The organism is Pseudomonas mucidolens (assembly GCF_900106045.1).
Lineage (GTDB): Bacteria > Pseudomonadota > Gammaproteobacteria > Pseudomonadales > Pseudomonadaceae > Aquipseudomonas > Aquipseudomonas mucidolens.
The window spans coordinates 1,954,634-1,977,921 of sequence record NZ_LT629802.1 but is presented as its reverse complement, the minus strand read 5'-3'; the positions used below and the strand labels follow the sequence as shown (position 1 = coordinate 1,977,921).

18 protein-coding genes are annotated in these 23,288 nt (G+C 58.8%); 11 read left to right on the top strand and 7 right to left on the bottom strand.

What is annotated here, in order from left to right; genetic code table 11:
• Positions 1-133 precede the first annotated feature (133 nt).
• Both metH and BLU75_RS09340 read left to right on the top strand, forming a co-directional pair.
• On the top strand, positions 134-3,844 hold the full coding sequence (gene metH / locus BLU75_RS09345; RefSeq protein ID WP_090221430.1) for a methionine synthase: 3,711 nt from the start codon (positions 134-136) through the stop codon (positions 3,842-3,844).
• A gap of 221 nt (positions 3,845-4,065) precedes the next feature.
• Positions 4,066-4,284 (top strand): DUF2970 domain-containing protein, encoded by a 219-nt coding sequence (locus tag BLU75_RS09340; RefSeq protein WP_084380858.1) that lies wholly within the window; start codon positions 4,066-4,068, stop codon positions 4,282-4,284.
• 6 nt (positions 4,285-4,290) lie between these two features.
• On the opposite strand, the gene BLU75_RS09335 is transcribed toward BLU75_RS09340, so the two are convergent.
• Positions 4,291-5,370 (bottom strand): ABC transporter substrate-binding protein, encoded by a 1,080-nt coding sequence (locus BLU75_RS09335; protein WP_084380857.1) that lies wholly within the window; start codon positions 5,368-5,370, stop codon positions 4,291-4,293.
• Between the two features lie 450 nt (positions 5,371-5,820).
• Here BLU75_RS09335 and BLU75_RS09330 point away from each other — a divergent pair, with 450 nt between their 5' ends.
• The 3 genes from BLU75_RS09330 to poxB all read left to right on the top strand — a co-directional run bounded on the left by BLU75_RS09330 (position 5,821) and on the right by poxB (position 9,840).
• Complete coding sequence (locus BLU75_RS09330; RefSeq protein ID WP_090221429.1) at positions 5,821-7,479, top strand: nitrite/sulfite reductase; 1,659 nt, start codon at positions 5,821-5,823, stop codon at positions 7,477-7,479.
• Entirely contained in the window at positions 7,463-7,957 is a 495-nt protein-coding gene (locus tag BLU75_RS09325; RefSeq protein ID WP_084380855.1) for a DUF934 domain-containing protein, read from the top strand. The genes BLU75_RS09330 and BLU75_RS09325 overlap by 17 nt, the downstream gene beginning before the upstream one ends.
• Before the next feature lie 158 nt (positions 7,958-8,115).
• Positions 8,116-9,840, top strand: coding sequence for a ubiquinone-dependent pyruvate dehydrogenase (gene poxB / locus BLU75_RS09320; RefSeq protein ID WP_084380854.1), 1,725 nt, complete (start codon positions 8,116-8,118; stop codon positions 9,838-9,840).
• A gap of 61 nt (positions 9,841-9,901) precedes the next feature.
• Here poxB and BLU75_RS09315 read toward each other — a convergent pair whose 3' ends face one another.
• On the bottom strand, positions 9,902-10,459 hold the full coding sequence (locus tag BLU75_RS09315) for an NADPH-dependent FMN reductase (protein WP_084380853.1): 558 nt from the start codon (positions 10,457-10,459) through the stop codon (positions 9,902-9,904).
• 225 nt (positions 10,460-10,684) lie between these two features.
• Between BLU75_RS09315 and BLU75_RS09310 the strand changes: the two genes are divergently transcribed.
• Together BLU75_RS09310 and BLU75_RS09305 are read left to right on the top strand one after the other, a co-directional pair.
• Positions 10,685-10,921 carry a hypothetical protein gene (locus BLU75_RS09310; RefSeq protein ID WP_084380852.1) on the top strand — a complete coding sequence of 79 codons (237 nt, stop codon included), beginning with the start codon at positions 10,685-10,687 and terminating at the stop codon, positions 10,919-10,921.
• A gap of 88 nt (positions 10,922-11,009) precedes the next feature.
• Positions 11,010-11,912: a LysR substrate-binding domain-containing protein gene (locus BLU75_RS09305; protein WP_084380851.1), complete on the top strand. Its 903-nt coding sequence runs from the start codon at positions 11,010-11,012 to the stop codon at positions 11,910-11,912.
• Positions 11,913-11,917: 5 nt separating this feature from the next.
• Here BLU75_RS09305 and BLU75_RS09300 read toward each other — a convergent pair whose 3' ends face one another.
• The 5 genes from BLU75_RS09300 to BLU75_RS09280 all read right to left on the bottom strand — a co-directional run bounded on the left by BLU75_RS09300 (position 11,918) and on the right by BLU75_RS09280 (position 16,983).
• Entirely contained in the window at positions 11,918-12,499 is a 582-nt protein-coding gene (locus BLU75_RS09300) for a GNAT family N-acetyltransferase (protein WP_084380850.1), read from the bottom strand.
• An 8-nt stretch (positions 12,500-12,507) separates the two neighbouring features.
• Positions 12,508-14,763: an Orn/Lys/Arg family decarboxylase gene (locus BLU75_RS09295; RefSeq protein WP_084380849.1), complete on the bottom strand. Its 2,256-nt coding sequence runs from the start codon at positions 14,761-14,763 to the stop codon at positions 12,508-12,510.
• Between the two features lie 93 nt (positions 14,764-14,856).
• Positions 14,857-15,594: a DNA polymerase III subunit epsilon gene (dnaQ, locus tag BLU75_RS09290; protein ID WP_165447435.1), complete on the bottom strand. Its 738-nt coding sequence runs from the start codon at positions 15,592-15,594 to the stop codon at positions 14,857-14,859.
• A gap of 92 nt (positions 15,595-15,686) precedes the next feature.
• A complete protein-coding gene (gene rnhA, locus BLU75_RS09285) occupies positions 15,687-16,139 on the bottom strand; it encodes a ribonuclease HI (protein WP_029291380.1) in 453 nt (150 codons plus the stop codon).
• A gap of 85 nt (positions 16,140-16,224) precedes the next feature.
• Entirely contained in the window at positions 16,225-16,983 is a 759-nt protein-coding gene (locus tag BLU75_RS09280; RefSeq protein ID WP_084380847.1) for a class I SAM-dependent methyltransferase, read from the bottom strand.
• A gap of 66 nt (positions 16,984-17,049) precedes the next feature.
• Here BLU75_RS09280 and gloB point away from each other — a divergent pair, with 66 nt between their 5' ends.
• The 4 genes from gloB to BLU75_RS09260 all read left to right on the top strand — a co-directional run bounded on the left by gloB (position 17,050) and on the right by BLU75_RS09260 (position 23,287).
• The gene (gene gloB / locus BLU75_RS09275; protein ID WP_084380846.1) at positions 17,050-17,817 is read left to right on the top strand and encodes a hydroxyacylglutathione hydrolase; all 768 of its coding nucleotides are present in this window, start codon (positions 17,050-17,052) and stop codon (positions 17,815-17,817) included.
• A 98-nt stretch (positions 17,818-17,915) separates the two neighbouring features.
• Positions 17,916-19,316 (top strand): lytic transglycosylase domain-containing protein, encoded by a 1,401-nt coding sequence (locus BLU75_RS09270; RefSeq protein ID WP_084380845.1) that lies wholly within the window; start codon positions 17,916-17,918, stop codon positions 19,314-19,316.
• A 306-nt stretch (positions 19,317-19,622) separates the two neighbouring features.
• Positions 19,623-21,452: an extracellular solute-binding protein gene (locus BLU75_RS09265; RefSeq protein WP_084380844.1), complete on the top strand. Its 1,830-nt coding sequence runs from the start codon at positions 19,623-19,625 to the stop codon at positions 21,450-21,452.
• On the top strand, positions 21,449-23,287 hold the full coding sequence (locus BLU75_RS09260; RefSeq protein WP_084380843.1) for an extracellular solute-binding protein: 1,839 nt from the start codon (positions 21,449-21,451) through the stop codon (positions 23,285-23,287). The genes BLU75_RS09265 and BLU75_RS09260 overlap by 4 nt, the downstream gene beginning before the upstream one ends.
• Position 23,288 lies beyond the last annotated feature (1 nt).

The window sequence follows — 23,288 nt, the reverse complement described above, 5'->3', positions numbered from 1 at the left end:
AAAGTGCGGTGATTCTACCGGGCCATGCCCTCCCCCAACATGAACGATATTCATGCAAAACCCAAACATGCTCCAATAGCGCACAGGTTTGTTATGATCCCTAACCTCCGTAATGCCTGACCAGAGTAGCCCCATGTCCGATCGTAGCGCGCGTCTGCAAGCCCTTCACCAAGCCCTCAAGGAACGCATTCTGATCCTCGACGGCGGTATGGGCACGATGATCCAGAGCTACAAGCTCGAGGAACAGGACTACCGTGGCAAACGTTTCGCTGACTGGCCGAGTGACGTCCAGGGCAACAACGACCTGTTGCTGCTCAGCCGCCCGGATGTCATCGCCTCCATCGAGAAAGCTTATCTGGACGCCGGTGCCGATATTCTCGAAACCAACACCTTCAACGCCACTCAGGTGTCCCAGGCGGACTACGGCATGGAGTCGCTGGCCTACGAATTGAACGTGGAAGGCGCACGCGTGGCCCGTAGGGTGGCCGACGCCAAAACCCTGGAGACCCCGGACAAGCCACGCTTCGTCGCGGGAGTCCTGGGTCCGACCAGCCGCACCTGCTCGCTGTCTCCCGACGTGAACAACCCCGGCTATCGCAACGTCACCTTCGATGAACTGGTGGAAAACTACACCGAGGCCACCAAAGGTCTGATCGAAGGCGGTGCGGACATGATCCTCATCGAAACCATCTTCGACACCTTGAATGCCAAGGCCGCGATCTTCGCCGTGCAAGGCGTGTATGAAGAGCTGGGTTTCGAGCTGCCGATCATGATTTCCGGCACCATCACCGACGCCTCCGGTCGCACCCTGTCTGGCCAGACCACCGAAGCGTTCTGGAACTCCATCGCCCACGCCAAGCCGATTTCCGTTGGTTTGAACTGCGCACTCGGCGCCAACGAACTGCGGCCGTACCTGGAAGAACTCTCCAACAAGGCCGACACCTACGTGTCAGCACACCCGAACGCCGGCCTGCCCAACGAATTCGGCGAGTATGACGAGTTGCCCGCGCAAACCGCCAAGGTCATCGAAGAGTTCGCCCAGAGCGGCTTCCTCAATATCGTCGGCGGTTGCTGCGGCACCACGCCAGGCCACATCGAGGCAATTGCCAATGCGGTCGCCGGCTATGCGCCACGGCCGATCCCGGACATTCCCAAGGCCTGTCGCCTGTCGGGCCTGGAGCCGTTCACCATCGATCGCCAGTCGCTGTTCGTCAACGTCGGCGAACGCACGAATATCACCGGCTCCGCCAAGTTCGCGCGGCTGATCCGTGAAGACAACTACACCGAAGCCCTGGAAGTGGCTCTGCAGCAGGTCGAAGCCGGCGCCCAGGTGATCGACATCAACATGGACGAGGGCATGCTCGATTCGAAGAAGGCCATGGTGACCTTCCTCAATCTGATTGCCGGCGAACCGGACATCTCCCGCGTACCGATCATGATCGACTCCTCCAAGTGGGAAGTCATCGAAGCGGGCCTCAAGTGCATCCAGGGCAAGGGCATCGTCAACTCCATCAGCATGAAGGAAGGCGTCGAGCAGTTCATTCACTACGCCAAACTGTGCAAGCGCTACGGCGCCGCCGTGGTGGTGATGGCCTTCGACGAAGCCGGCCAGGCCGACACCGAAGCGCGCAAGAAAGAAATCTGCAAACGTTCATACGACATCCTGGTCAATGAAGTCGGCTTCCCGCCGCAAGACATTATCTTCGACCCGAACATCTTCGCCGTCGCCACCGGCATCGAAGAGCACAACAACTACGCCGTCGACTTCATCAACGCCTGCGCCTATATCCGCGACGAACTGCCGTATGCTTTGTCCTCGGGCGGCGTGTCCAACGTGTCGTTCTCGTTCCGTGGCAACAACCCGGTGCGCGAGTCGATTCACTCGGTGTTCCTGCTGTATGCGATCCGCAACGGCTTGACCATGGGTATCGTCAACGCCGGCCAACTGGAGATCTACGACCAGATCCCCGCCGAGCTGCGCGACGCCGTGGAAGACGTGGTGCTCAACCGCACGCCAGAAGGCACCGACGCGCTGCTCGCCATCGCCGACAAGTACAAGGGCGATGGCTCCGTCAAGGAAGCCGAGACCGAGGAATGGCGCGGCTGGGACGTCAATAAGCGTCTGGAGCATGCACTGGTAAAGGGCATCACCACGCACATCGTTGAAGACACCGAAGAGTCCCGGCAGTCGTTCGCCCGCCCCATCGAAGTGATCGAAGGCCCATTGATGTCCGGTATGAACATCGTGGGCGATCTGTTCGGCGCCGGTAAAATGTTCCTGCCTCAGGTGGTGAAGTCCGCCCGCGTGATGAAACAGGCCGTGGCCCACCTGATTCCGTTTATCGAACTGGAGAAAGGCGACAAACCGGAAGCCAAGGGCAAGATTCTGATGGCCACGGTCAAAGGCGATGTACACGACATCGGCAAGAACATTGTCGGCGCGGTGCTGGGTTGCAACGGCTATGACATCGTCGACCTCGGGGTGATGGTGCCCGCGGAAAAAATCCTGCAGGTGGCCAAGGAGCAGAAGTGCGACATCATTGGCCTGTCCGGACTGATCACACCGTCACTGGATGAGATGGTGCATGTGGCCCGCGAGATGCAACGTCAGGACTTCCATCTGCCGTTGATGATCGGCGGGGCCACGACGTCCAAGGCCCACACGGCGGTGAAGATCGAACCCAAGTACAGCAACGACGCGGTGATCTATGTCACCGACGCATCCCGCGCCGTGGGCGTTGCAACGCAATTGCTGTCCAAGGAACTGAAAGCCGGTTTTGTCGAAAAAACCCGCCTGGAATACGTCGACGTGCGCGAACGTACCGCCAACCGCAGCGCACGCACCAAACGCCTGAGTTACGCGGCAGCAGTCGCCAAGAAGCCGCAGTTCGACTGGAGTAGCTACACACCGGTCACACCGACGTTCACCGGCGCCAAGGTGCTGGACAATATCGATCTAAACGTTCTGGCCGACTACATCGACTGGACGCCGTTCTTTATCTCCTGGGACCTGGCCGGCAAATTCCCACGCATTCTCCAGGACGAGGTGGTAGGTGAAGCGGCAACTGCGCTATATAAAGACGCGCGGGAAATGCTCAGCAAGCTGATCGATGAAAAACTCATCAGCGCCCGCGCGGTATTTGGCTTCTGGCCGTCCAACCAGGTGCAGGATGACGACCTGGAAGTCTATGGCGACGACGGCCAGCCCCTGGCGCGCCTGCATCACCTACGCCAGCAGATCATCAAGACCGACGGCAAGCCGAACTTCTCCCTGGCCGACTTCGTTGCGCCCAAAGACAGCGGCGTGACCGACTACATTGGTGGCTTCATCACCACCGCCGGCATCGGTGCCGAAGAAGTGGCCAAGGCTTATCAGGACGCCGGCGACGACTACAACTCGATCATGGTCAAGGCCCTGGCCGACCGCCTGGCCGAAGCCTGTGCCGAATGGTTGCACCAGCAAGTGCGTAAAGATTACTGGGGCTATGCCAAGGATGAAACCCTGGATAACGAGGCGTTGATCAAGGAGCAATACAGCGGCATCCGCCCTGCCCCCGGCTACCCGGCCTGCCCTGACCACACCGAGAAAGGCGCGCTGTTCCAGTTGCTGGACCCGCAAGCCCGCGAAATGCAACCCGGGCGCAGCGGCGTGTTTCTCACCGAGCATTACGCGATGTTCCCGGCGGCGGCGGTCAGCGGCTGGTACTTCGCCCATCCACAGGCGCAATACTTTGCGGTGGGCAAGATCGACAAGGATCAGGTGACCAGCTACACAACCCGCAAGCGCCAGGACTTGAGCGTAACCGAGCGCTGGCTGGCGCCGAACCTGGGTTACGATAACTGATCCCTGCGCTATTTCTCAGGTATCTATTTTCGCGAGTGCATTCTCTCCTGTAGGAGCGAGCTTGCTCGCGAAGATCGTTAACGATGACGCGGGAAATCTGATACCCCGAGGCGATCTCAGGTTTTTCGCGAGCAAGCTCGCTCCTACACGGCGCCCTCAAAAACATCAGGAGCAAGGAAATTGGCTATGCTCTCCTCACACACCTTGTAATGGGGAGATATATGAACGATCCAGTCGACAACAAGCCGCCGACGTTCTGGCAGATGCTCCACAGTGTGATGGCCGCCGCGTTTGGCGTGCAAAGCGGGAAAAATCGTGCCAGGGACTTTACCCACGGTAAGCCCAGCCACTTTTTAATGCTGGGCATCCTGTTTACCGCTGTTTTCGCCCTGACCCTGTTCGGCATCGTCAAGCTGGTATTGCACCTGGCCGGGATCTAGCCGCGCCTAGTCCAGCAGCAGCTGCAAGCTGAAGGGATATTGATAAGTGGCGGGCTGGCCGACGGCTGAAAGAGCGCGAAAGTTGACGCCATCGCCCTCTTGGGCGCGCATGTCGAGCAAACGCTGTGCGTCTCGTGGGTCAATCAACCGGTGCAACTTTACCCGCCGTTCGCGCCCGCCGTGCTGTTCGATATCCACACCCCTGGCCTCATCATGCAGCAGCACCATCGCCCAGCCCCCGACAGTGAAATGCCCAGCCACCAACGCGCTGATCCGCCCGTCGAGGCGCGCTTGAAGAGCCTCGGGCGAGCTGTTGACGGCACTGAACAAGACCTCCCTGCCGGGCACGCGCCCGCTGCCACGTAGCGCCTGCATGGCACCCAGGGCCATTTCATCATTGGCCGACCAGACCAGTGTCGTTCGCGGGTAGCGCTTGAACAGCTGGGTGGCTTGCTCGAACGCCCGTTCGCGCGTCCATTCGCCGTGGACCAGTTGGCGTAGATACACTTCAGGATGCTCTCGCAAGGCACGATGCAAACCCTGCTCGCGCAGTTGCGCGGCAGGCGTGTTTTTAGCCCCGGAGAACGCCAGCAAGTCAACCCGTTCACCTGGCTGTGCCGGGCCACGCAGACTGAGTAATTCCTTAAGCATCAGGTAGCCCGCCTCTTCATCATCGGCGGTGATGCTGCCCAGCCAGTCGGGGTATTTGCCGGCATTCAACAGTTGCACCTGATCACGCGTCAGGGCGTTATTGACGATCAACAGCTTGACACCACTGTTGTGCGACAAGCGCATGATCTGCGGCGCGACATATTGCTCGTTGACCAACACCAGATAATCCGGGCGTTGCGGCCCCTGGAGAGCCTCGCGCGCCTGTCGGAGGGTGTTTTGCGGATCGCGCTCGGAATAGCGCACGCGCAAATCCAGGTCGAGGTCCTTGGCCGCGGCCTGCATGAATTGCGCATACGTGACCCAGAAGGTTTCAGTGGACGTGCCTGGGTTGAGAAAGACGACTGAAGTGGCGTGGGCCATTGACCCGAACGTCATCCCCAACCAGCAAAGGCACCCGCAAAAAACCTTGAACATTGTAGCCCGAACCTCGAAATTGGCCGACCAGTGTAATGGCAATAAGCCTTTTACCCTTGGCTATTTGCTATATGTCGAACAATCGAGGGCCCGTCGGCGCTTTTATTGATGACTGACCCAAAACACGGCGGTTGAAACCACCAGGATAATCAGGAAAAGAATCGCCCAAGCGTCCACGCTACTGTCGTTTTTACGGACTTTGGTTGGATTGCTCATCGCATCGCCTCTTGTCGGTTTTATCGGTGATTGCATTAAGACTCGACGACAGTAAAGTTCATGATTGCCCTTATGACAAATGTGGGGATGTCGATAATTCGCCTCATTAGTCGATTTGGTTCTTTACATATACTCAAACATCACTTTTGCGCATAAACGCAAACTGGTATCGTGCGCCGGCTCCCGTTGGGAGTGCGCGGCCGTGCGCGCAGATTTGCCGAGAACAGGACCTATATGTACGTATACGACGAATACGATCAGCGCATCATCGAGGACCGCGTCAAGCAGTTCCGTGATCAGACCCGACGCTATCTGGCAGGCGAGCTGAGCGAGGAAGAGTTCCGCCCTCTGCGCCTGCAAAATGGCCTTTATGTTCAGCGCTTTGCGCCGATGCTGCGGGTTGCCGTGCCTTACGGCCAACTGACTTCGCGTCAGGCGCGAATGATGGCCAAAATTGCCCGCGACTTCGACAAAGGCTACGCCCATATCAGTACCCGCCAGAACGTCCAGTTCAACTGGCCGGCACTCGAGGACGTGCCGGACATCCTGGCGCAATTGGCTACCGTGCAGATGCACGCAATTCAGACCAGCGGTAACTGCCTGCGCAACGTGACCACCGACCAGTTCGCCGGTGTCGCCGCCGACGAACTGATCGATCCGCGTCCCTGGTGTGAAATCGTCCGTCAATGGACCACTTTCCACCCTGAGTTCGCCTACCTGCCGCGCAAGTTCAAGATCGCCATCAATGGCTCGACCTCCGACCGCGCCGCCATCGAAGTCCACGACATCGGCCTGGAGCCGGTCTACAACGCCGCTGGCGAACTGGGCTTCCGGGTGCTGGTAGGTGGCGGCCTGGGCCGTACGCCAGTGGTCGGCGCGTTCATCAACGAGTTTCTGCCCTGGCAGGACCTGTTGAGCTACCTCGACGCGATCCTGCGGGTCTACAACCGCTATGGCCGTCGTGACAACAAGCACAAGGCGCGGATCAAGATCCTCGTAAAAGCGCTGACGCCTGAGGTATTTGCCCAGAAAGTCGACGCCGAAATGGTGCATCTGCGTGGCGGCCAGACCACTTTGACTGAATCCGAGGTGCACCGCGTAGCCAAGCACTTCGTCGATCCGCAATACAAGGCCCTGAGCAATCTGGACGCCGAATTCGCCGAACTTGACCAACAGCACCCGGGCTTCGCTCGCTGGCGTGCACGCAACACGCTCGCCCACAAGCAACCGGGTTATGTGGCGGTGACCTTGTCGCTGAAGCCCACCGGCGTGGCTCCGGGCGATATCACCGACAAGCAACTGGACGCCGTGGCCGACCTGGCCGAGCGCTACAGCTTCGGTCAACTGCGCACCTCCCACGAGCAGAACATCATCCTGGCTGACGTTGAGCAGAGCCAGTTGTTCACGCTGTGGGGTGAATTGCGCGAAGGTGGTTTCGCGACGCCGAACATTGGTCTGCTGACCGACATTATCTGCTGCCCGGGCGGCGATTTCTGCTCCCTGGCCAATGCCAAGTCGATCCCGATCGCCGAGTCGATCCAGCGCCGTTTCGACGACCTGGACTACCTGTTCGACATCGGCGAGCTGGACCTCAACATCTCCGGCTGCATGAACGCCTGTGGTCACCACCACGTCGGCCATATCGGCATCCTCGGGGTGGACAAGAAAGGCGAAGAATTCTATCAAGTATCCCTGGGCGGCAGCGCCAGCCGCGATGCGAGCCTGGGCAAGATCCTCGGCCCATCTTTCGCCCAGGAAGCCATGCCCGAGGTAATCGGCAAGTTGATCGACGTGTATGTCGAGCAACGCACCGAAGATGAGCGCTTCATCGATACCTACCAGCGCATCGGCATTGACCTGTTCAAGGAGCGCGTCTATGCAGCGAATCATTAAGAACAACGAAGTGGTCGACGAAACCTGGCACCTGCTGCCCAAGGACGCGACGTTCGATGGCATCTCCAACTGCGACGACCTGATCGTGCCGTTGTCGCTGTGGCGTGAACACGGCCATGCCCTCAAGGCCCGCGACGGCGGCCTGGGAGTGTGGCTCGACGCCGACGAAGAAGCCGAGGAAATCGGTGCCGACGTGCAACACTTCCAAGTCATCGCATTAAATTTTCCGGCCTTTACCGATGGGCGCAACTACTCCAACGCGCGCTTGCTGCGCGACCGTTATGCCTACAAAGGTGAATTGCGGGCCGTTGGTGATGTGCTGCGTGACCAACTGTTCTACCTGCGCCGCTGCGGGTTCGATGCCTTCGCCCTGCGTGCGGACAAAGACCCGTACGAAGCACTGGAAAGCCTCAAGGACTTCTCGGTGAGGTACCAGGCTGCAACGGACGAGCCGCTGCCGCTGTTTCGTCGCCGCTAAGCCCTGACCGCACAAAAGCCCTGATCTCTGGAAAAGCGGATTTCAGGGCTTTTTTTGGTCTGAAATAATTTTCACGTGTAAAACCTGAGTCATTACCGCCCTGGAACTGTCCTCTGTTGATCAGCAGCTTTTGCACTCACTGACGATTGGAGTTCTTCATGGCGAAAATCACCCTGGCCCAACAACTGGCCACCACCCTTGAGCAAGCGGGCATCAAGCGCATCTGGGGCCTGACCGGCGACAGCCTCAACGGCCTCACCGACGCCCTGCGCACCATGGACAGTATCGAGTGGATGCACGTGCGCCATGAGGAGGTCGCGGCCTTTGCCGCGGGCGCCGAAGCGGCGGCCACTGGCGAGCTGACGGTGTGCGCTGGCAGTTGTGGACCGGGCAATCTGCACTTGATCAACGGTTTGTTCGATTGCCACCGCAACCATGTTCCGGTACTGGCGATTGCCGCGCAGATCCCATCTTCGGAAATCGGCCTGAACTACTTCCAGGAAACTCATCCCCAGGAGTTGTTCAAGGAATGCAGTCATTTTGTCGAGTTGGTGAGTAATCCCGAACAAATGCCCCATGTGCTGCACCGCGCCATGCGCGCAGCCATTCTCAGCCGCGGCGTGGCGGTCGTGGTGATTCCGGGCGATATTTCGTTGCTGGAAGTGGAAGACACGTTTAAACCATGGCCGCGCCTGTTGGCCCCGAGAACCCTGCCCGCCACACAGGACCTCGAACGCCTGACCGAACTCCTTGAACAGAGTAAAGCGGTCACGCTGCTATGCGGCAGCGGTTGCGCCGGCGCCCACGACGAAGTGGTCGCCCTCGCCGATGCCTTGGGTGCGCCCGTGGTGCATGCCTTGCGCGGCAAGGAGCATGTGGAATGGGACAACCCGTTCGACGTCGGCATGACTGGCCTGATCGGTTTCAGTTCGGGCTATCATGCCATGCTCAACTGCGACACCCTGATCATGCTGGGCACTGACTTTCCCTATCGGCAGTTCTACCCTTCTGACGCAAAAATCATTCAGGTTGACCGTAATCCGCAGGCCCTCGGGCGTCGCGTTACGCTGGACCTGGGAATCGCCGCCGACGTTCGCGAGACCCTTCAAGCCTTGTTGCCGCGCCTGTCGCGCAACCGCGATCGCAGCTTTCTGGAGTCCTCCCTCAAGCATTACGAGAAAGCCCGGCAAGGCCTGGACGACCTGGCGCAACCGTCCAAGGCGGACCGCCCGATTCATCCGCAATATGTGACCCGCTTGCTCAGTGAGCTGGCGGACGAAGATGCCATCTTTACCGCCGATGTCGGGTCGCCCACCGTGTGGGCCGCGCGCTATCTGCGCATGAATGGCAAGCGGCGGTTGATCGGCTCCTTCAATCACGGCTCCATGGCCAACGCCATGCCCCAGGCCATTGGCGCCCAGGCGGCCTTTGCGGGGCGCCAGGTCATAGCGTTATCGGGGGACGGTGGTTTCAGCATGTTGATGGGGGATTTCATTTCCCTGGCGCAATTGCAGCTGCCGGTAAAAGTCATCGTCTACGACAACGCTTCGCTGGGTTTCGTGGCCATGGAGATGAAGGCTGCCGGCTACCTGGATACCGGTACCGAACTGAAAAACCCGGATTTTGCCGCGATGTCCAACGCCATGGGCATTCTCGGGATACGCGTTGAACAATCCGAAGACCTGGAACCGGCTCTACGTCGCGCCCTGGCGCATGATGGCCCGGTATTGGTGGATGTGGTGACTGCGACCCAGGAACTGGCCATGCCGCCAAGCATCAAGCTGGAACAGGCCAAGGGGTTCAGCCTGTATATGCTCAAAGCGGTGATGAGCGGCCGTGGCGACGAAGTGATCGAGCTGGCACGGACCAACTGGTTCAGATAGCGGGTTCAGATAGCCGACTGCAGCCACCGGTAGACGCGCGTGTCTACCGGTGGCTGGGGTGTCAGCCCTGTTGCTTTTCCACCCACTGGCCATAAGCGTCGATAAACGCCTGCAGGAACGGTTTGGTTTTGTCCGAGACGTTGCCGGCCTCGTCAAACACATTACCCGCGCCGCCTAGATAGGCTTCGGGTTGCTGCATGCAGGCGACATTAAGAAACACCAACGACTGGCGCAAATGGTGATTGGCACCAAAACCGCCGACGGCGCCGGGTGATACGCTGATAATTGCACCCGGTTTGCCGCTCCAGGCGCTCTGGCCGTAAGGGCGAGAACCGACATCGATGGCATTCTTCAAAGCCGCCGGGACGGAGCGGTTGTATTCGGGGGTGACGAACAATACCGCGTCGGCTGCACTCAGTTGTTGGCGGAATGTACGGTAGGCGGCAGGTGGCGTTTGGCCGTCGATGTCTTCGTTATACATCGGCAACTCGCCAATCTCGACAATCTTCAGGTTGAGGTTCGAAGGTGCCAATGCCGCCAATGCCAGGGCGACCTTGCGGTTGATCGACTCTTTTCTCAAGCTGCCGACCAGTACGGCAATCTCGTAGACCTTGCTCATTGGTTGTTCCCGATTTCTGACTAAAGGAGCGTGTAGTTATAAAGACTTCGCCCCACGATCACCAGCGCGCTCGACACTCGCGCAGGCGTTTTTCTGGCAAAACCCGACGCAGGAACCCTTTGAAAAAGTAAACGAATAGTATTTTTTTCATACAGGTAAACTACCCCGCTCAATGACGGTCTACAGAACCGCAAATCGGTGTTTATCTCCAGAGGTTCTAAACAGATGGCAGCAGTACTTGTTGGACAATTCCATGCCCGAGACGCGGAAGGTCGCGTTTACTCCGTGCATGAATTCCAGGAATCCGACCCGCAGCATGATGGTTTGGCTGGCTCGGCACTCACCACCACCTACAAGCTGGCCATTGGCGACCGTGTGGAAAAACTGCAAGGCGATGAGTTCAAACTGATTCAATCGGGCACTATCATCGTTCGCGAGCCAGAAACTACGCTCGCGTCTTAAGCTAATGCACCCGGCAGAAGTCATGTGGACGGACTTAGGTTAGGATTCAAGCCTTGAACTCCTCACCTGCTGGACATGGACTTCACGCATGCGTTTACGTCATATCGAAGTGATTCAGGCCATTTTGCAGACCGGCCGCCTCGGCACCGCTGCCGAATGGTTGCAACTGACCGTGTCCGATGTCGATGCCACTCTGAAGGACGCCGAGCGACAGTTGGGTTTCATGCTGTTTGCCAGCGTCCGGGGCAGGCTCCAGGCCACTCGTGAGGCGCTGGAACTGCAAAGCGCGATTGCCCCGCTCTACGAAGCCCTGGAACCGGTACAACGCTTGGCCAGCAGCCTGAAAAACCACCACGCCCCGCCGCTACGCACGCTGTGCATTCCCCCGTTGGCCAATCAATTGCTGCCGCAAAGCATTGCTGCGCTGCGACGCCGGTTCCAGGACACACCCTGCAATCTGTCTAGCCAGGCGACCCGCGATATTGTGAAGAGCCTGCTGCTCGGCGAAGCCGACCTTGGCCTCAGTCTGCATGATCCCGAGCATCCGCAAATCAGTAGCACCGTACTGGCACAGGGCAAGTTGCAATTGCTCGCGCCTCACGGCTGGCTCAAGCCACGCCAGAAATACAGTGCGCTGCAAGAGCTGGCCGGCCAGTCAATGATCGGCCTGGAAGACCAGGACCCGCTGAGCCTGCTACTGGCGAGCAAACTGCAGGCACTGCGTCCGCCACCGGTGGTTCAGACTCGGGTGCAGACCTACCAGATGATGCGCAGCATGGTCGAGGCCGGAGAAGGTCTGGCGATAGTCGATCCGTTCACCGCCAGCGGCGGCCGGGAATCCGGATTGGATACGTGTCCATTGTCCCCTCCGGTCATGGTGAATCTGTATGCGCTGACGCTCAAGGGCAGCACCGCCCCCGCAGCGCTGAATGCGTTGCTGGAAATCATCACGCAGAAAGCCGAAGGTTTACTGGCGGCGACGGTTTCTTGAATACATCAGGTCCGCTCCAGCTCTGATTTGAATAGCCGGTACCAGAAAATCGCCACTTCCGAGGTCTGTGGGTCGATCCCGCGATATCGCAGGTGGTCGATCCCGCCCAGCACATAACCGCAACGCTCATACAGGCGACAAGCGCCAAGGTTGTTGTTCTGGGTTTCCAGCATCATGCCCGGCAGGTTTTTCTTGCGGCTCCAGAACTGTGCGACGTCCAACAATGCCTTGGCCACGCCATGCCTTCGTGCCGGCACGACCACCGCCAGCTCGTCGACATGGGCAAAACCGTTCCAATTGGTGCTGACCACAATATGCCCGACGGCGCGATCATCCAGATAGGCCATGAATACCGCACTGTCGGCCGCATCGCGATAGCTGGCGAATTCCTCCGGATCAATGCCGTAGCACTTGCGATACGCCGGGACCTGTTCCACAGCCCACTGATCGACACTCCTGCCCAACTCGGGCGCGCCGTAGACACTGACTTCAAAGCTGAAATCGTTGCCCCATACGTAGGCGTCAAATCCCTCATCAGCGACTCGCACACTGAGCCCCGGGTACTTCGGATTCATGACAGCTTGCATAACTATCCTTAACGCTTGATGCAATCAACGGTGTAACAACGACCCTTGCCGCCGTCTTCGTGTTGCAGCCCATGAACATCGGCAACAAAACCGGGGAAACTGCTATCGAACTCCCTGGCGAATGCCAGGTAGTCGATGATCGATCGTGTCGACTCGGTAAAACGTTCCCCGGGCATGATCAGCGGAATGCCTGGTGGATAAGGCACCAGCATCACGGCGGCGATACGCCCCTGCAAGGCGTCGATAGAGACCGCTTCGACTTCGCCGCGCACCAACTGGTCGTAGGCATCGGCGGGCTTCATCGCAACCTCAGGCAAAACGGTGTACATGCGCTTGAGGTGCTTGGCCGTGGCGTTACTGCGATAACATCCGTGCAACTGGTTGCACAGGTCTTGTAATCCCAACCCCTGATAGCGCGCCGGGCTTTGTTGAAACACCGAAGGCAGACAACTGGCCAGACTTGCGTTGGCGTCATGACTTCGCTTGAACTCCAGTAATTCGGTGAGCAGGGTACTCCACTTGCCCTTGGTGATGCCCATGGAAAACAGCACGAGGAACGAATACAGGCCGGTTTTTTCCACCACCAACCCACGCTCCCACAGAAACTTGCTGACCACCGCCGCAGGAATTCCGCAGTCACTCAAGGCCCCGCCCGCCGTCAGGCCGGGCATCACCAGCGTCACCTTGATCGGGTCGAGCAACACATAATCTTCGGCCACATCGCCAAAACCATGCCAGTCGGCTTCGGGTTGCAATAACCAGTCGTCGGTAGCGACGCGGTCGATTCCCGCCACTGAAGGCGGTTGCCAGATGGAGAACCACCAGTCGTCAGCGCCGATATGCTGACGCAAATTGGCCAGGGCGCGCCGAAAACTCAAGGCTTCATCGAACATTTCCTGCAGCAACGAGCGCCCCGCCGGGCCCTCCATCATCGCTGACGCCACATCCAGGGAGGCGATGATGCTGTACTGCGGGGAGGTCGAGATATGCATCATGAATGCTTCATTGAAGCGGTCGCGATCCAGTTGCCGGGCACCGCCGTCCTGGACATGGATCATCGAGGCCTGACTGAAGGCCGCCAGCAGTTTGTGCGTGGAATGCGTAGTAAACACCAGTGGGCTGTCAACGCTGCGCGAAGTGCCCATGCCGTAGCGTCCTGCAAAAAACTCATGGAAGGCCGCGTAGGCATACCAGGCTTCGTCAAAGTGCAGCACCTCGACGCTGTCACCCAATTGCTGTTTGATCAGTTCGGCGTTGTAGCACAGGCCGTCGTAGGTGGAGTTGGTGACCACCGCCAGCTTGACCTTGGGCACGCGGCCACGGGTCAACGGGCTGGCATCGATTTTCGCGCGAATCGATTCGCGACTGAATTCGGTCAGTGGAATCGGACCGATGATTCCGAGTTCATTGCGCTCAGGGCACAGATACAACGGAATGGCGCCGGTCATGATGATCGAGTGCAAAACCGACTTGTGGCAGTTGCGGTCTACCAGTACCAGATCGTCGCGCCCGACCATTGAATGCCAGACAATCTTGTTGGCGGTCGAGGTGCCGTTAATCACGAAAAAGGTGTGATCCGCTCCGAAGTTGCGTGCCGCGCGCGCCTCAGCGTCAGCCAAAGGCCCGGTGTGATCCAGCAGCGATCCCAGTTCAGGTACCGACACCGATAAATCCGAACGCAGGGTATTTTCCCCAAAAAACTGGTGAAACGCCTGCCCTACAGGGCTTTTACGGTAGGCGACGCCGCCGCCGTGACCCGGTGTGTGCCAGGAGTAATTGGAATCGGCGGTGTGTTGCACCAGCGCCTTGAAAAATGGCGGCAACAGACCATCCAGGTAGGTTCGGGCAGCGCGCGCCACCTGCCTGGCCAGAAACGGCACAGTGTCTTCGAACAAATAGAGAATGCCGCGCAGTTGATTAAGTTCGCTCATGGCATCCGCCGGAGCGTTTTCCAGCGTGACTTGTTCGCCAAGGGCGAAGATCGGCAGGTTCGGTGCACGCACCCGCGCCAAGCGAATCAGTTCGACCATGTTTTGCAGCAGATGGGTGTTTTCGCCGGCGCCTTCGGCGGCGATCAGCATGCAGGCCAAGCCATGATGCGTAGAAGCCACCAGGCGGCCTTCGGCATAGTCCACGGCGGAAAATACACTGAAGCCCTCTTGTTCCAACTCCCGGGCAATGCCCCTGACTCGATCACCGGCAACGGTGTCCGCCTTGATGTCGCGATGCACGATAAGGATGGGAAACTTCAGGTCTTTATACATGGGAGCCACGTGTCCTGAGGGCGATGTACTCAGGGTAGAAGCTCGGGGCAGTTGTCGCGAATGAAGATTGACGCCGCGGGAGGCCGATGCCGCCTACTCGGCCAATTGGCTCCACAGCGCCGGGGCGCCTGCCGACTTGGCGATGGCCTCAAGACGCGCGGCATGCTCGGCCATGTCCTGCTCGCTGGCCCGGATGATGGTCGTGGGTATGCGGTCTGCCGGCAGGCGGCGGATTTCCGAAGGTCGATTCCCCGAGCCTTCCGCAGAGCCGTTGCCATCCGAAGCGTTACCCGCCAGCGACAGGCTGGTCTGGCCGCCCGTCATGGTCAGGTAAACGTCGGCCAGGATCTCGGAGTCGAGCAAGGCGCCGTGCAATTCACGACCAGAGTTGTCAACGCCATAACGCTTGCACAAGGCGTCGAGGCTGTTGCGCTGGCCCGGGTGCCGCTCACGCGCCATCATCAAGGTATCGAGGATGGTGCAGTGACGGGTGATATCAGCCCGGTCCGACTGCCCCATCAAGGCGAATTCATTGTTGATGAAGCCAACGTCGAACGCGGCGTTATGAATGATCAGCTGCGCGCCTTCGATAAACGCAAAAAACTCATCGGCGACTTCAGCGAAACGCGGTTTACCCACCAGGAATTCGTTGGTGATGCCGTGGACGCCGATGGCGCCCTCGTCACTTTCGCGGTCCGGTTGCAGGTACACGTGAAAATGGCGACCGGTCAGACGGCGCCCTATCAGTTCGACACAACCAATTTCAATGATCCGGTGGCCATCGGTCACCGGCATGCCGGTGGTTTCGGTATCGAGTACAACAGATCGGATGGCCATCAGGGTTCAGCTCTCAACGGTGTGGTGTATTTCAAGGGGCGCAATATTAACACGTCGCTTCCAGGACCGGGACCGCGCGGTCCAGCTCAGCTCTGCTTGTAGCCACGCACTTCATCCACGCCCCGATTGGCCAACTGGTCGGCCCGTTCGTTGCCGGGATGGCCGATATGCCCACGCACCCATTTCCAGGTGATGTTATGGCGATTACATTGCTCGTCGAGCAACTGCCACAGGTCGGCATTCTTCACCGGTTCCTTGGCTGCGGTTTTCCAGCCGCGCTTTTTCCAGTTGACCATCCATTCATTGATGCCTTTCATGACGTACTGGGAGTCAGTCACCAGCAACACGTCGCAACGACGCTTGAGTTCCTCCAGGCCGCGAATCGCGCCCATCAACTCCATGCGATTGTTCGTCGTGTTGGCTTCGCCACCCCACAGTTCCTTCTCCACGCCCTTGCATACCAACAAGGCGCCCCAGCCGCCGGGGCCCGGATTACCTTTACAGGCGCCATCGGTGAAGAGTTCTACGCTATCGGTCATTGCGTTATCCATCAAAGCGGGCTGCCGACAATTGGCCAGCGCAACCCGAGGCCGCGAAGTCCGGCCTGAATGCTTAAAGAGTGTTTTATGGCTCGCAAGACCGACGATTGACCTTGGCCAACGGCATCGGCACCAGCTTGCTCATCGTTTCACGTCGCACCTGACGGACTGGCCGCAGCCCGACCACGATCTTGCGGGCCACCAGCAAATAGAAACCGCCCCCGGATAACTGCCAGGCACCGGCCTTGCGTTCCCAACCTGCCAGGCGGCCCTGCCACTTGCTCGACGCGAGCGGCGGACGATAGCACCCGAAGCGGCGTTTCTCCAGTGCGAAGCCCAGCAGGTTCAACCAGTCGCCGACCCTCGATGGCGAGATGCAGCGAGCCCGGTTCAATCCGTCATGGGCAAAGACATGCCGCAGGCCCCATGTACTCCAGGGATTGATGCCGATAATCAGCAAATGGCCACCAGGGCGCACGCTGCTGGCCGCTTCCCGCAACAGACCGTGGGGGGAAAGGCAGAAATCCAGACCGTGCTGCAGCACCACCACATCGGCAGCGTGCTCGCTCAACGGCCAGGCCTGTTCCTCACAGACAATCTCCACGCCCGGCAACGGCGCCCCCAGGCGTACGTTGCGCTGTACCTGGGGCGCAGGCGGCGGTGTTTGAGCCGAAGGGCCATAATGCACGAGATAACCGCCAAAGAAGCGCCCCAGCTCATCCTCGAGCATGCGCCGCTCTTCCTCCAGCAAAAATTGTCCGATCGGCCCATTCAGCCAATCGCGGGCCGCACCGATCAGGGCTAGCCACTCAGGATCGGCCTGGGCGAACGCTTTATCAGTCATTGCATTCTCCAAACACGCCAAGACGTTCTAAGATGCACCAATGTGTTCCGCTTGGCGAATAGAAGAATGATACAGATCAGTGCCCTGCCCGCCTTCACCGATAACTACATCTGGTTGTTACAGGACCACCGCAGCCATCGTTGTGCGGTGGTCGACCCCGGTGACGCCGCGCCGGTGCTGGCTTGGCTGGAACAGCACCCGGGCTGGTCCCTCAGTGATATCTTGATCACTCATCACCACCATGACCATGTCGGGGGGGTGCAACAACTCAAGGATACATGCCACGCCACCGTCCACGGTCCGGCGAATGAAAAGATCCCCGGCCGTGATAACGCCTTGAAGGACAATGACCGCGTGCAGGTACTGGGATGGGAGTTTGACGTGCTCGCGGTGCCCGGTCATACCCTTGGGCATATCGCCTACTACCATCATGGCTTGCTGTTCTGTGGCGACACCCTGTTCGCCGCCGGTTGCGGGCGCTTGTTCGAAGGCACGCCAGAACAAATGTACACCTCTCTCGAGCGCCTCGCCGCCTTGCCCGAGGACACCCTGGTTTACTGCACCCACGAGTACACACAAAGTAACTTGAGATTTGCCCAGGCCGTGGAACCCGGCAATCGCGATATTGCCGAGCGGGTGGCAAAAGTCAGTCAACTCAGAGCCGACAGCAAGATGACCTTGCCTTCGACGCTGGCCCTGGAAAAACTTACAAACCCTTTTTTGCGCACTGCTGAAACATCCGTTAAACAAAAAGCGGACGAATGGAGTGACCGCGACAATCGCTCGGCAAGCGCGGTTTTTGCTAGCTTGCGGTCTTGGAAAGATACGTTCTAAGAAGCGCGCTCCTGATACAGATTTTCTGAATGGTTGACCTCGACCTACGTGCTTTCTAGAATCGCCCGACATTTTTGCCCGGAACTAACTTCCAGCCAATGTCGTCATCTATTCGTAAGTCCAATCATTCAGACGCATTGACCCGCCTGGCTCAAGCCATTGCGGTGGCTGTCTCCGCAACTCTGGCGGGCTGCCAAACGACTCATTTCGCTGCACAATCCACCGTGCAACCCAAACCCAGCTTTACTGCCAAGATCAAGCAAAAACCCCTTTGGCTATCAGAGAAGCCAAGCCCCCAGGTGCCCCAGGATGTCTGGGAACGCATGCGCCAGGGTTTCCAGTTACAAGGTGATGTCGGCGTTAACCCGCGCATTGAACAGCAGCGCCTGTGGTTTGCCAGTAACCCGTCTTTCCTGGAGAACGCCGGCGAACGTGGCAGTCTCTATATTCATTACATCGTTGAACGCCTTGAAGAGCGCAACATGCCGCTGGAGCTGGCGCTGCTGCCAGTCATTGAAAGCGCCTACAACCCACTGGCTTACTCGCGCAGCGATGCCGTCGGGTTGTGGCAATTCATTCCCTCCACGGGGCGCTACTTCAACTTGCGCCAGACCCGGGCCTACGACGGCCGACGCGATATCACCGCCTCCACCACCGCCGCCCTGGACTATCTGACACGTCTGCATGACATGTTCAACGGCGACTGGCTGTTGGCGCTGGCGGCTTATAATGCCGGCGAAGGCACGGTCAGCCGCGCGATCGAACGCAATGAAAAGCTCGGCCTGCCGACAGATTACTGGAACCTGCCCCTGCCACAGGAAACCCGTGACTATGTGCCCAAGTTCCTGGCACTGTCCCAGGTAGTGCTGGCTCCAGAAGCTTACGGTATCAACCTGAACCCGATTGCCAACCAACCCTATTTCAAAATGGTTGAAGTCAAGCAAAGCATGGACCTGTCGCGGGTCGCGGCGCTGGTGCAAATCGACGAAGACGAGTTATTCCAGCTTAATCCGGCGTTCAAACAACGCACCACCCTGGACGGCCCTCAGCACTTGCTGGTGCCAACCTCCAAGGCGCAATTGCTGGCCAGCAGCCTGTCGTCGATGAACAGCGAAGAATTGTTGAGCCTGCGCCCGAAAAAACCGGTGTTCGACGAGGTTGAACATAATGCTGTGGCTGGACGTTCGCGCATCTACAAGGTCAAAAGCGGCGACAACCTGACCCTGATCGCCAAGGCCAACAGGGTCAAGGTGCATGACCTGCAACGCTGGAACAAGCTCAACGGCCAGTCGCTGAAAGTCGGCCAGACGCTGGTAATGCAGGATACCCGCAGGGCTGCGCGCAAGAAGCCGCAGCAGTACAAGGTCAAGAAAGGTGACTCGCTGTACCTCGTGGCCAAGCGCTTCAACGTTAAGATGCAACATCTCAAACGCTGGAATCCACGCACCAGCCAAGCCTTGAAGCCGGGACAAATGCTCGTGGTTTCCGGGCCGCGGTAATCGCTGCACCTGAGCTTTTTGTCGCACAGTGCTCGTCTGTGGCGAGGACGTTCAGTTAAGAGTAGGAGCGAGCTTGCTCGCGAAAAACGTCAACCATAACGCTTGCTTCCTGAATGAACGCGGCGCCTATGAGTTCTTCGCGAGCAAGCTCGCTCCTACAAAAACCTTAACTGAACGGCATTAGGGCTTGCCCCCTCGCCACAAGCTTTGTAGGTTTGCCATCGCTTTCAAGAGTCTTTTTCCAGCCGGAACAAGCTGTTACTGTACCGTCCATAAAGCCCAAGCCGCCTGGATCGGATCTCTGACTTGAAGCGTCCCCTCCTTCTACTAATAAGCCTGGCCTTGAGCTTTTCCGCGAACGCGAGCATTACCGAAAGCCACGGTTATGCACAGTTTGGCACGCTCAAGTACCCGGCCAAATTCACCCACTTCGAGTGGGTAAACCCCGCAGCGCCAAAAGGCGGTACTTTGCGGGTAATGGCCTTTGGCACATTCGATACCCTCAACCCCTATACCTTCAAAGGCTCAAGCCCGGTCGCCAGCGCCAACTTCCTGCAATACGGGGTCAACGAGCTCAACGAGCCGCTGATGGTCGGCACCGGTCAATATGCGCCCTCCGGCGATGAACCGACTTCCAGCTATGGTCTGATCGCGCAATCCGTGGAATACAGCGAGGATCGCAGCTGGGTGGTGTTTAACCTGCGTCCAGAAGCCCGCTTCCATGACGGAAAACCCATCACCGCCTATGACGTGGCGTTTTCCTATCGCACCTTGCTGACCGAAGGCCATCCGCAATACCGCACCAACCTGCAAGAGGTGGCGCGGGTCGACATCCTCAATCGCCAGCGCATCCGCTTTGTGTTCAAACGTGCCGGTAATCCGTTGCTGATACTGCGCCTCGGAGAATTGCCGGTGCTGCCCCAGCACTACTGGAAGAACCGCGATTTCAAAGCCACCACCTTCGAACCACCGTTGGGCAGCGGGCCGTACCGCATCAGCAAGGTCCAGCCGGGCCGCGAGTTGGTGTTTGAACGGGTGAGGAATTACTGGGGCAAAGACCTCGCGGTCAACCGGGGCTTCTACAATTTCAACAAGGTCGAGGTCGAGTTTTATCGCGACAGCGCCGTGGCCTTCGAGGCGTTCAAGGCTGGCGAGTTCGATATCTACATCGAGCACCAGGCCAAGAACTGGGCCAATAGCTATAACTTCCCGGCGGTTAACCGGGGTGACGTGATCAAGGCGCAGATCCCTCACCAGATTCCGACCCAGAGCCAAGGCCTGTTCATGAACAGCCGGCGCGCCACCTTCAGCCAGACCAAGGTTCGTGAAGCCCTGGGGCTGATGTTCGATTTCGAGTGGACCAACCGCACCCTCTTCAGCGGCACTTACAAGCGCAGCTTAAGCTATTACCCCAACAGTGAATTCTCAGCCAGCGGACTCCCGGTCGGCCATGAATGGCTGAAACTCTCGCCCTATCGAGCGCAACTGCCGGCCGAGCTTTTTACCCAGGCCTTCAGCTTGCCGCAGACCGACGGGCGCGGCATTCCCCGGGAAACCATGCGTCGCGCGCTCGGCTTGCTGGCCGAGGGCGGCTGGAAGCTCTCCGGCCAACGCCTGCTCAACCGCGAGGGGCAACCGTTGCGCTTCGAGATTCTCCTGGTCAATCCGAATCTGGAGCGCATCCTGCAACCTTATGTCGAAAACCTCGCGAGCATCGGCATCGACGCCCATCTACGTACCGTTGATCGCGCCCAGTACAAACAGCGCCTCGATCAATTCGACTTCGACATGATCCTCATGACCCTCAACCAGACGTTGAGCCCTGGTCTTGAACAGTGGCAGTACTTTCATTCCAGCCAGGTCGGGATCAAGGGCAGCAAGAATTACGCGGGCATCGCCAATCCGGTGGTCGATCACCTGCTGGAACAGTTACTCGCCGCCCAGACCCGTGACGAGCAGGTCGCCGCCGGTCGGGCGCTGGATCGGGTCCTGCTCTGGCAGCACTACAGCATTCCCAATTGGTACATCAACTATCATCGCCTGGCGTACCGCAATCGGTTCGCCTTCGTCACCACGCCGCCCTACAGCCTGGGTCTGCGCGCATGGTGGCTGAAAGCTTCGGAGAAAACCCAATGAAGCCTTTGCGTACTGTGATTATCAGCGGCCTGTTTTTTTGTGCAGCCGCCAACGCCGCCCCGCAGCATGCCTTGACCCTCTATGACGAACCGCCCAAGTACCCCGCGAACTTCAAACACGTCGACTATGTAAACCCCGATGCCCCCAAGGGTGGCACCTTTCGCGAATCGGCCATGGGCGGCTTTGACAGCCTCAATCCGTTTATCAGCAAGGGCGTGCCAGCCGATAACATCGGCCTGATCTACGATACCCTGGCCCAGCAAGGCCTGGACGAACCCATCACCGAATATGGCCTGATCGCCGGCAAGATCGAAAAGGCCCCGGATAACAGCTGGGTGCGCTTCTACCTGCGACCCGAAGCGCGCTTCAATGACGGCCATCCGGTACACGCCGAAGACGTGGTGTTCACCTTCCAGACCCTGATCAAGTACGGCTCGCCGATCTTCCGCACCTACTATGCCGACGTCGATGAGGTGGTGGCCGAGGACCCTTTGCGGGTGTTGTTCAAGTTCAAAACCACCACTAACCGCGAGTTGCCGCTAATCCTCGGCCAGTTGCCAGTGCTGCCAAAACATTGGTGGGCCGAACGCGATTTCGCCAAGGGCAGCCTGGAGATCCCGCTGGGCAGCGGCCCGTACACAGTGGCGGAGGTCAAGCCAGGCAGGTCGATTCGTTATGAACGGGTCAAAGACTACTGGGGCAAGGATTTGCCGATCAACAAAGGGCTGTACAACTTCGATTACCGGATTACCGATTATTACCGCGATAACACTGTCGCCCTCGAGGCGCTGAAGGCCGGTCAGTTCGATTTCTGGCAGGAGATCAGCGCGAAAAACTGGGCCAATGCCTACAACGTCCCGGCTGTGGCCGAAGGTCGCCTGATCAAGGAAGAAATTCCCAACGGCAATCCCACCGGGATGCAGGGTTTTGTGTTCAATATCCGCAAACCGATGTTCCAGGACGTGCGGGTACGCAAGGCCATCAGCCTGCTGATGGACTTTGAATGGACCAACAAGCAACTGTTCAGCGGCGCCTACACCCGAACCCGCAGTTATTTCGAAAACTCGGACATGGCCGCTACCGGCCTGCCCGGGCCTGACGAGCTGGCGATTCTCGAACCGCTGCGCGACAACATCCCGCCTGCCGTTTTCACTGAAGCCTTCGAACCGCCGAAGACCGACGCCAGCGGCATGATCCGCGCGCAACAGCGCGAAGCCTATCAATTGCTGCAGGAAGCCGGCTGGCGCATTGTCGAAGACAAGATGGTCGATGCCAGCGGCAAACCGCTGAGCATTGAGTTTCTGTTGGCCCAGACCGAGTTCGAACGCATCCTCCTACCATTCAAGCGCAACCTGGCCGACCTCGGTATCGATCTGGAGATTCGCCGGGTCGATGTCTCGCAGTACGTCAATCGCCTGCGCTCGCGTGATTTCGACATGCTGGTCGGCAGCTTTCCGCAGTCGTCCTCGCCCGGCAACGAGCAACGTGAGTTCTGGAAATCCTCCAGCGCTGACAATCCCGGCAGCCGCAACTACATCGGCCTCAAGGACCCGGCCATCGACCAATTGGTGGAAGAGTTGATCGACGCCGACTCACGCAAAAGCCTGGTGGCCCACGCCAAAGCCCTGGACCGTGTGCTGCAGTTCGGCTACTACGTGATCCCCAACTGGCACATCAAGACCTATCGCGTGGCCTATTGGGATCATCTCGGTCACCCGAACGTGTCACCGCGCTATGACGTAGGCGTCGCCACTTGGTGGATCAAACCCGACAAGGCCGCGGCCGTGCCCCTGGAAACAGACACCACGGCCGATCCGGCGAGCGGAGGCGACTGAG

Excerpts from the sequence above, each read along its gene's own strand:
- metH (WP_090221430.1), top strand. The coding sequence starts at position 134 with ATGTCCGATCGTAGCGCGCGTCTGCAAGCCCTTCACCAAGCCCTCAAG.
- BLU75_RS09340 (WP_084380858.1), top strand. The coding sequence starts at position 4,066 with ATGAACGATCCAGTCGACAACAAGCCGCCGACGTTCTGGCAGATGCTC.
- BLU75_RS09335 (WP_084380857.1), bottom strand. The coding sequence starts at position 5,370 with ATGTTCAAGGTTTTTTGCGGGTGCCTTTGCTGGTTGGGGATGACGTTC.
- BLU75_RS09330 (WP_090221429.1), top strand. The coding sequence starts at position 5,821 with ATGTACGTATACGACGAATACGATCAGCGCATCATCGAGGACCGCGTC.
- BLU75_RS09325 (WP_084380855.1), top strand. The coding sequence starts at position 7,463 with ATGCAGCGAATCATTAAGAACAACGAAGTGGTCGACGAAACCTGGCAC.
- poxB (WP_084380854.1), top strand. The coding sequence starts at position 8,116 with ATGGCGAAAATCACCCTGGCCCAACAACTGGCCACCACCCTTGAGCAA.
- BLU75_RS09315 (WP_084380853.1), bottom strand. The coding sequence starts at position 10,459 with ATGAGCAAGGTCTACGAGATTGCCGTACTGGTCGGCAGCTTGAGAAAA.
- BLU75_RS09310 (WP_084380852.1), top strand. The coding sequence starts at position 10,685 with ATGGCAGCAGTACTTGTTGGACAATTCCATGCCCGAGACGCGGAAGGT.
- BLU75_RS09305 (WP_084380851.1), top strand. The coding sequence starts at position 11,010 with ATGCGTTTACGTCATATCGAAGTGATTCAGGCCATTTTGCAGACCGGC.
- BLU75_RS09300 (WP_084380850.1), bottom strand. The coding sequence starts at position 12,499 with ATGCAAGCTGTCATGAATCCGAAGTACCCGGGGCTCAGTGTGCGAGTC.
- BLU75_RS09295 (WP_084380849.1), bottom strand. The coding sequence starts at position 14,763 with ATGTATAAAGACCTGAAGTTTCCCATCCTTATCGTGCATCGCGACATC.
- rnhA (WP_029291380.1), bottom strand. The coding sequence starts at position 16,139 with ATGACCGATAGCGTAGAACTCTTCACCGATGGCGCCTGTAAAGGTAAT.
- BLU75_RS09280 (WP_084380847.1), bottom strand. The coding sequence starts at position 16,983 with ATGACTGATAAAGCGTTCGCCCAGGCCGATCCTGAGTGGCTAGCCCTG.
- gloB (WP_084380846.1), top strand. The coding sequence starts at position 17,050 with ATGATACAGATCAGTGCCCTGCCCGCCTTCACCGATAACTACATCTGG.
- BLU75_RS09270 (WP_084380845.1), top strand. The coding sequence starts at position 17,916 with ATGTCGTCATCTATTCGTAAGTCCAATCATTCAGACGCATTGACCCGC.
- BLU75_RS09260 (WP_084380843.1), top strand. The coding sequence starts at position 21,449 with ATGAAGCCTTTGCGTACTGTGATTATCAGCGGCCTGTTTTTTTGTGCA.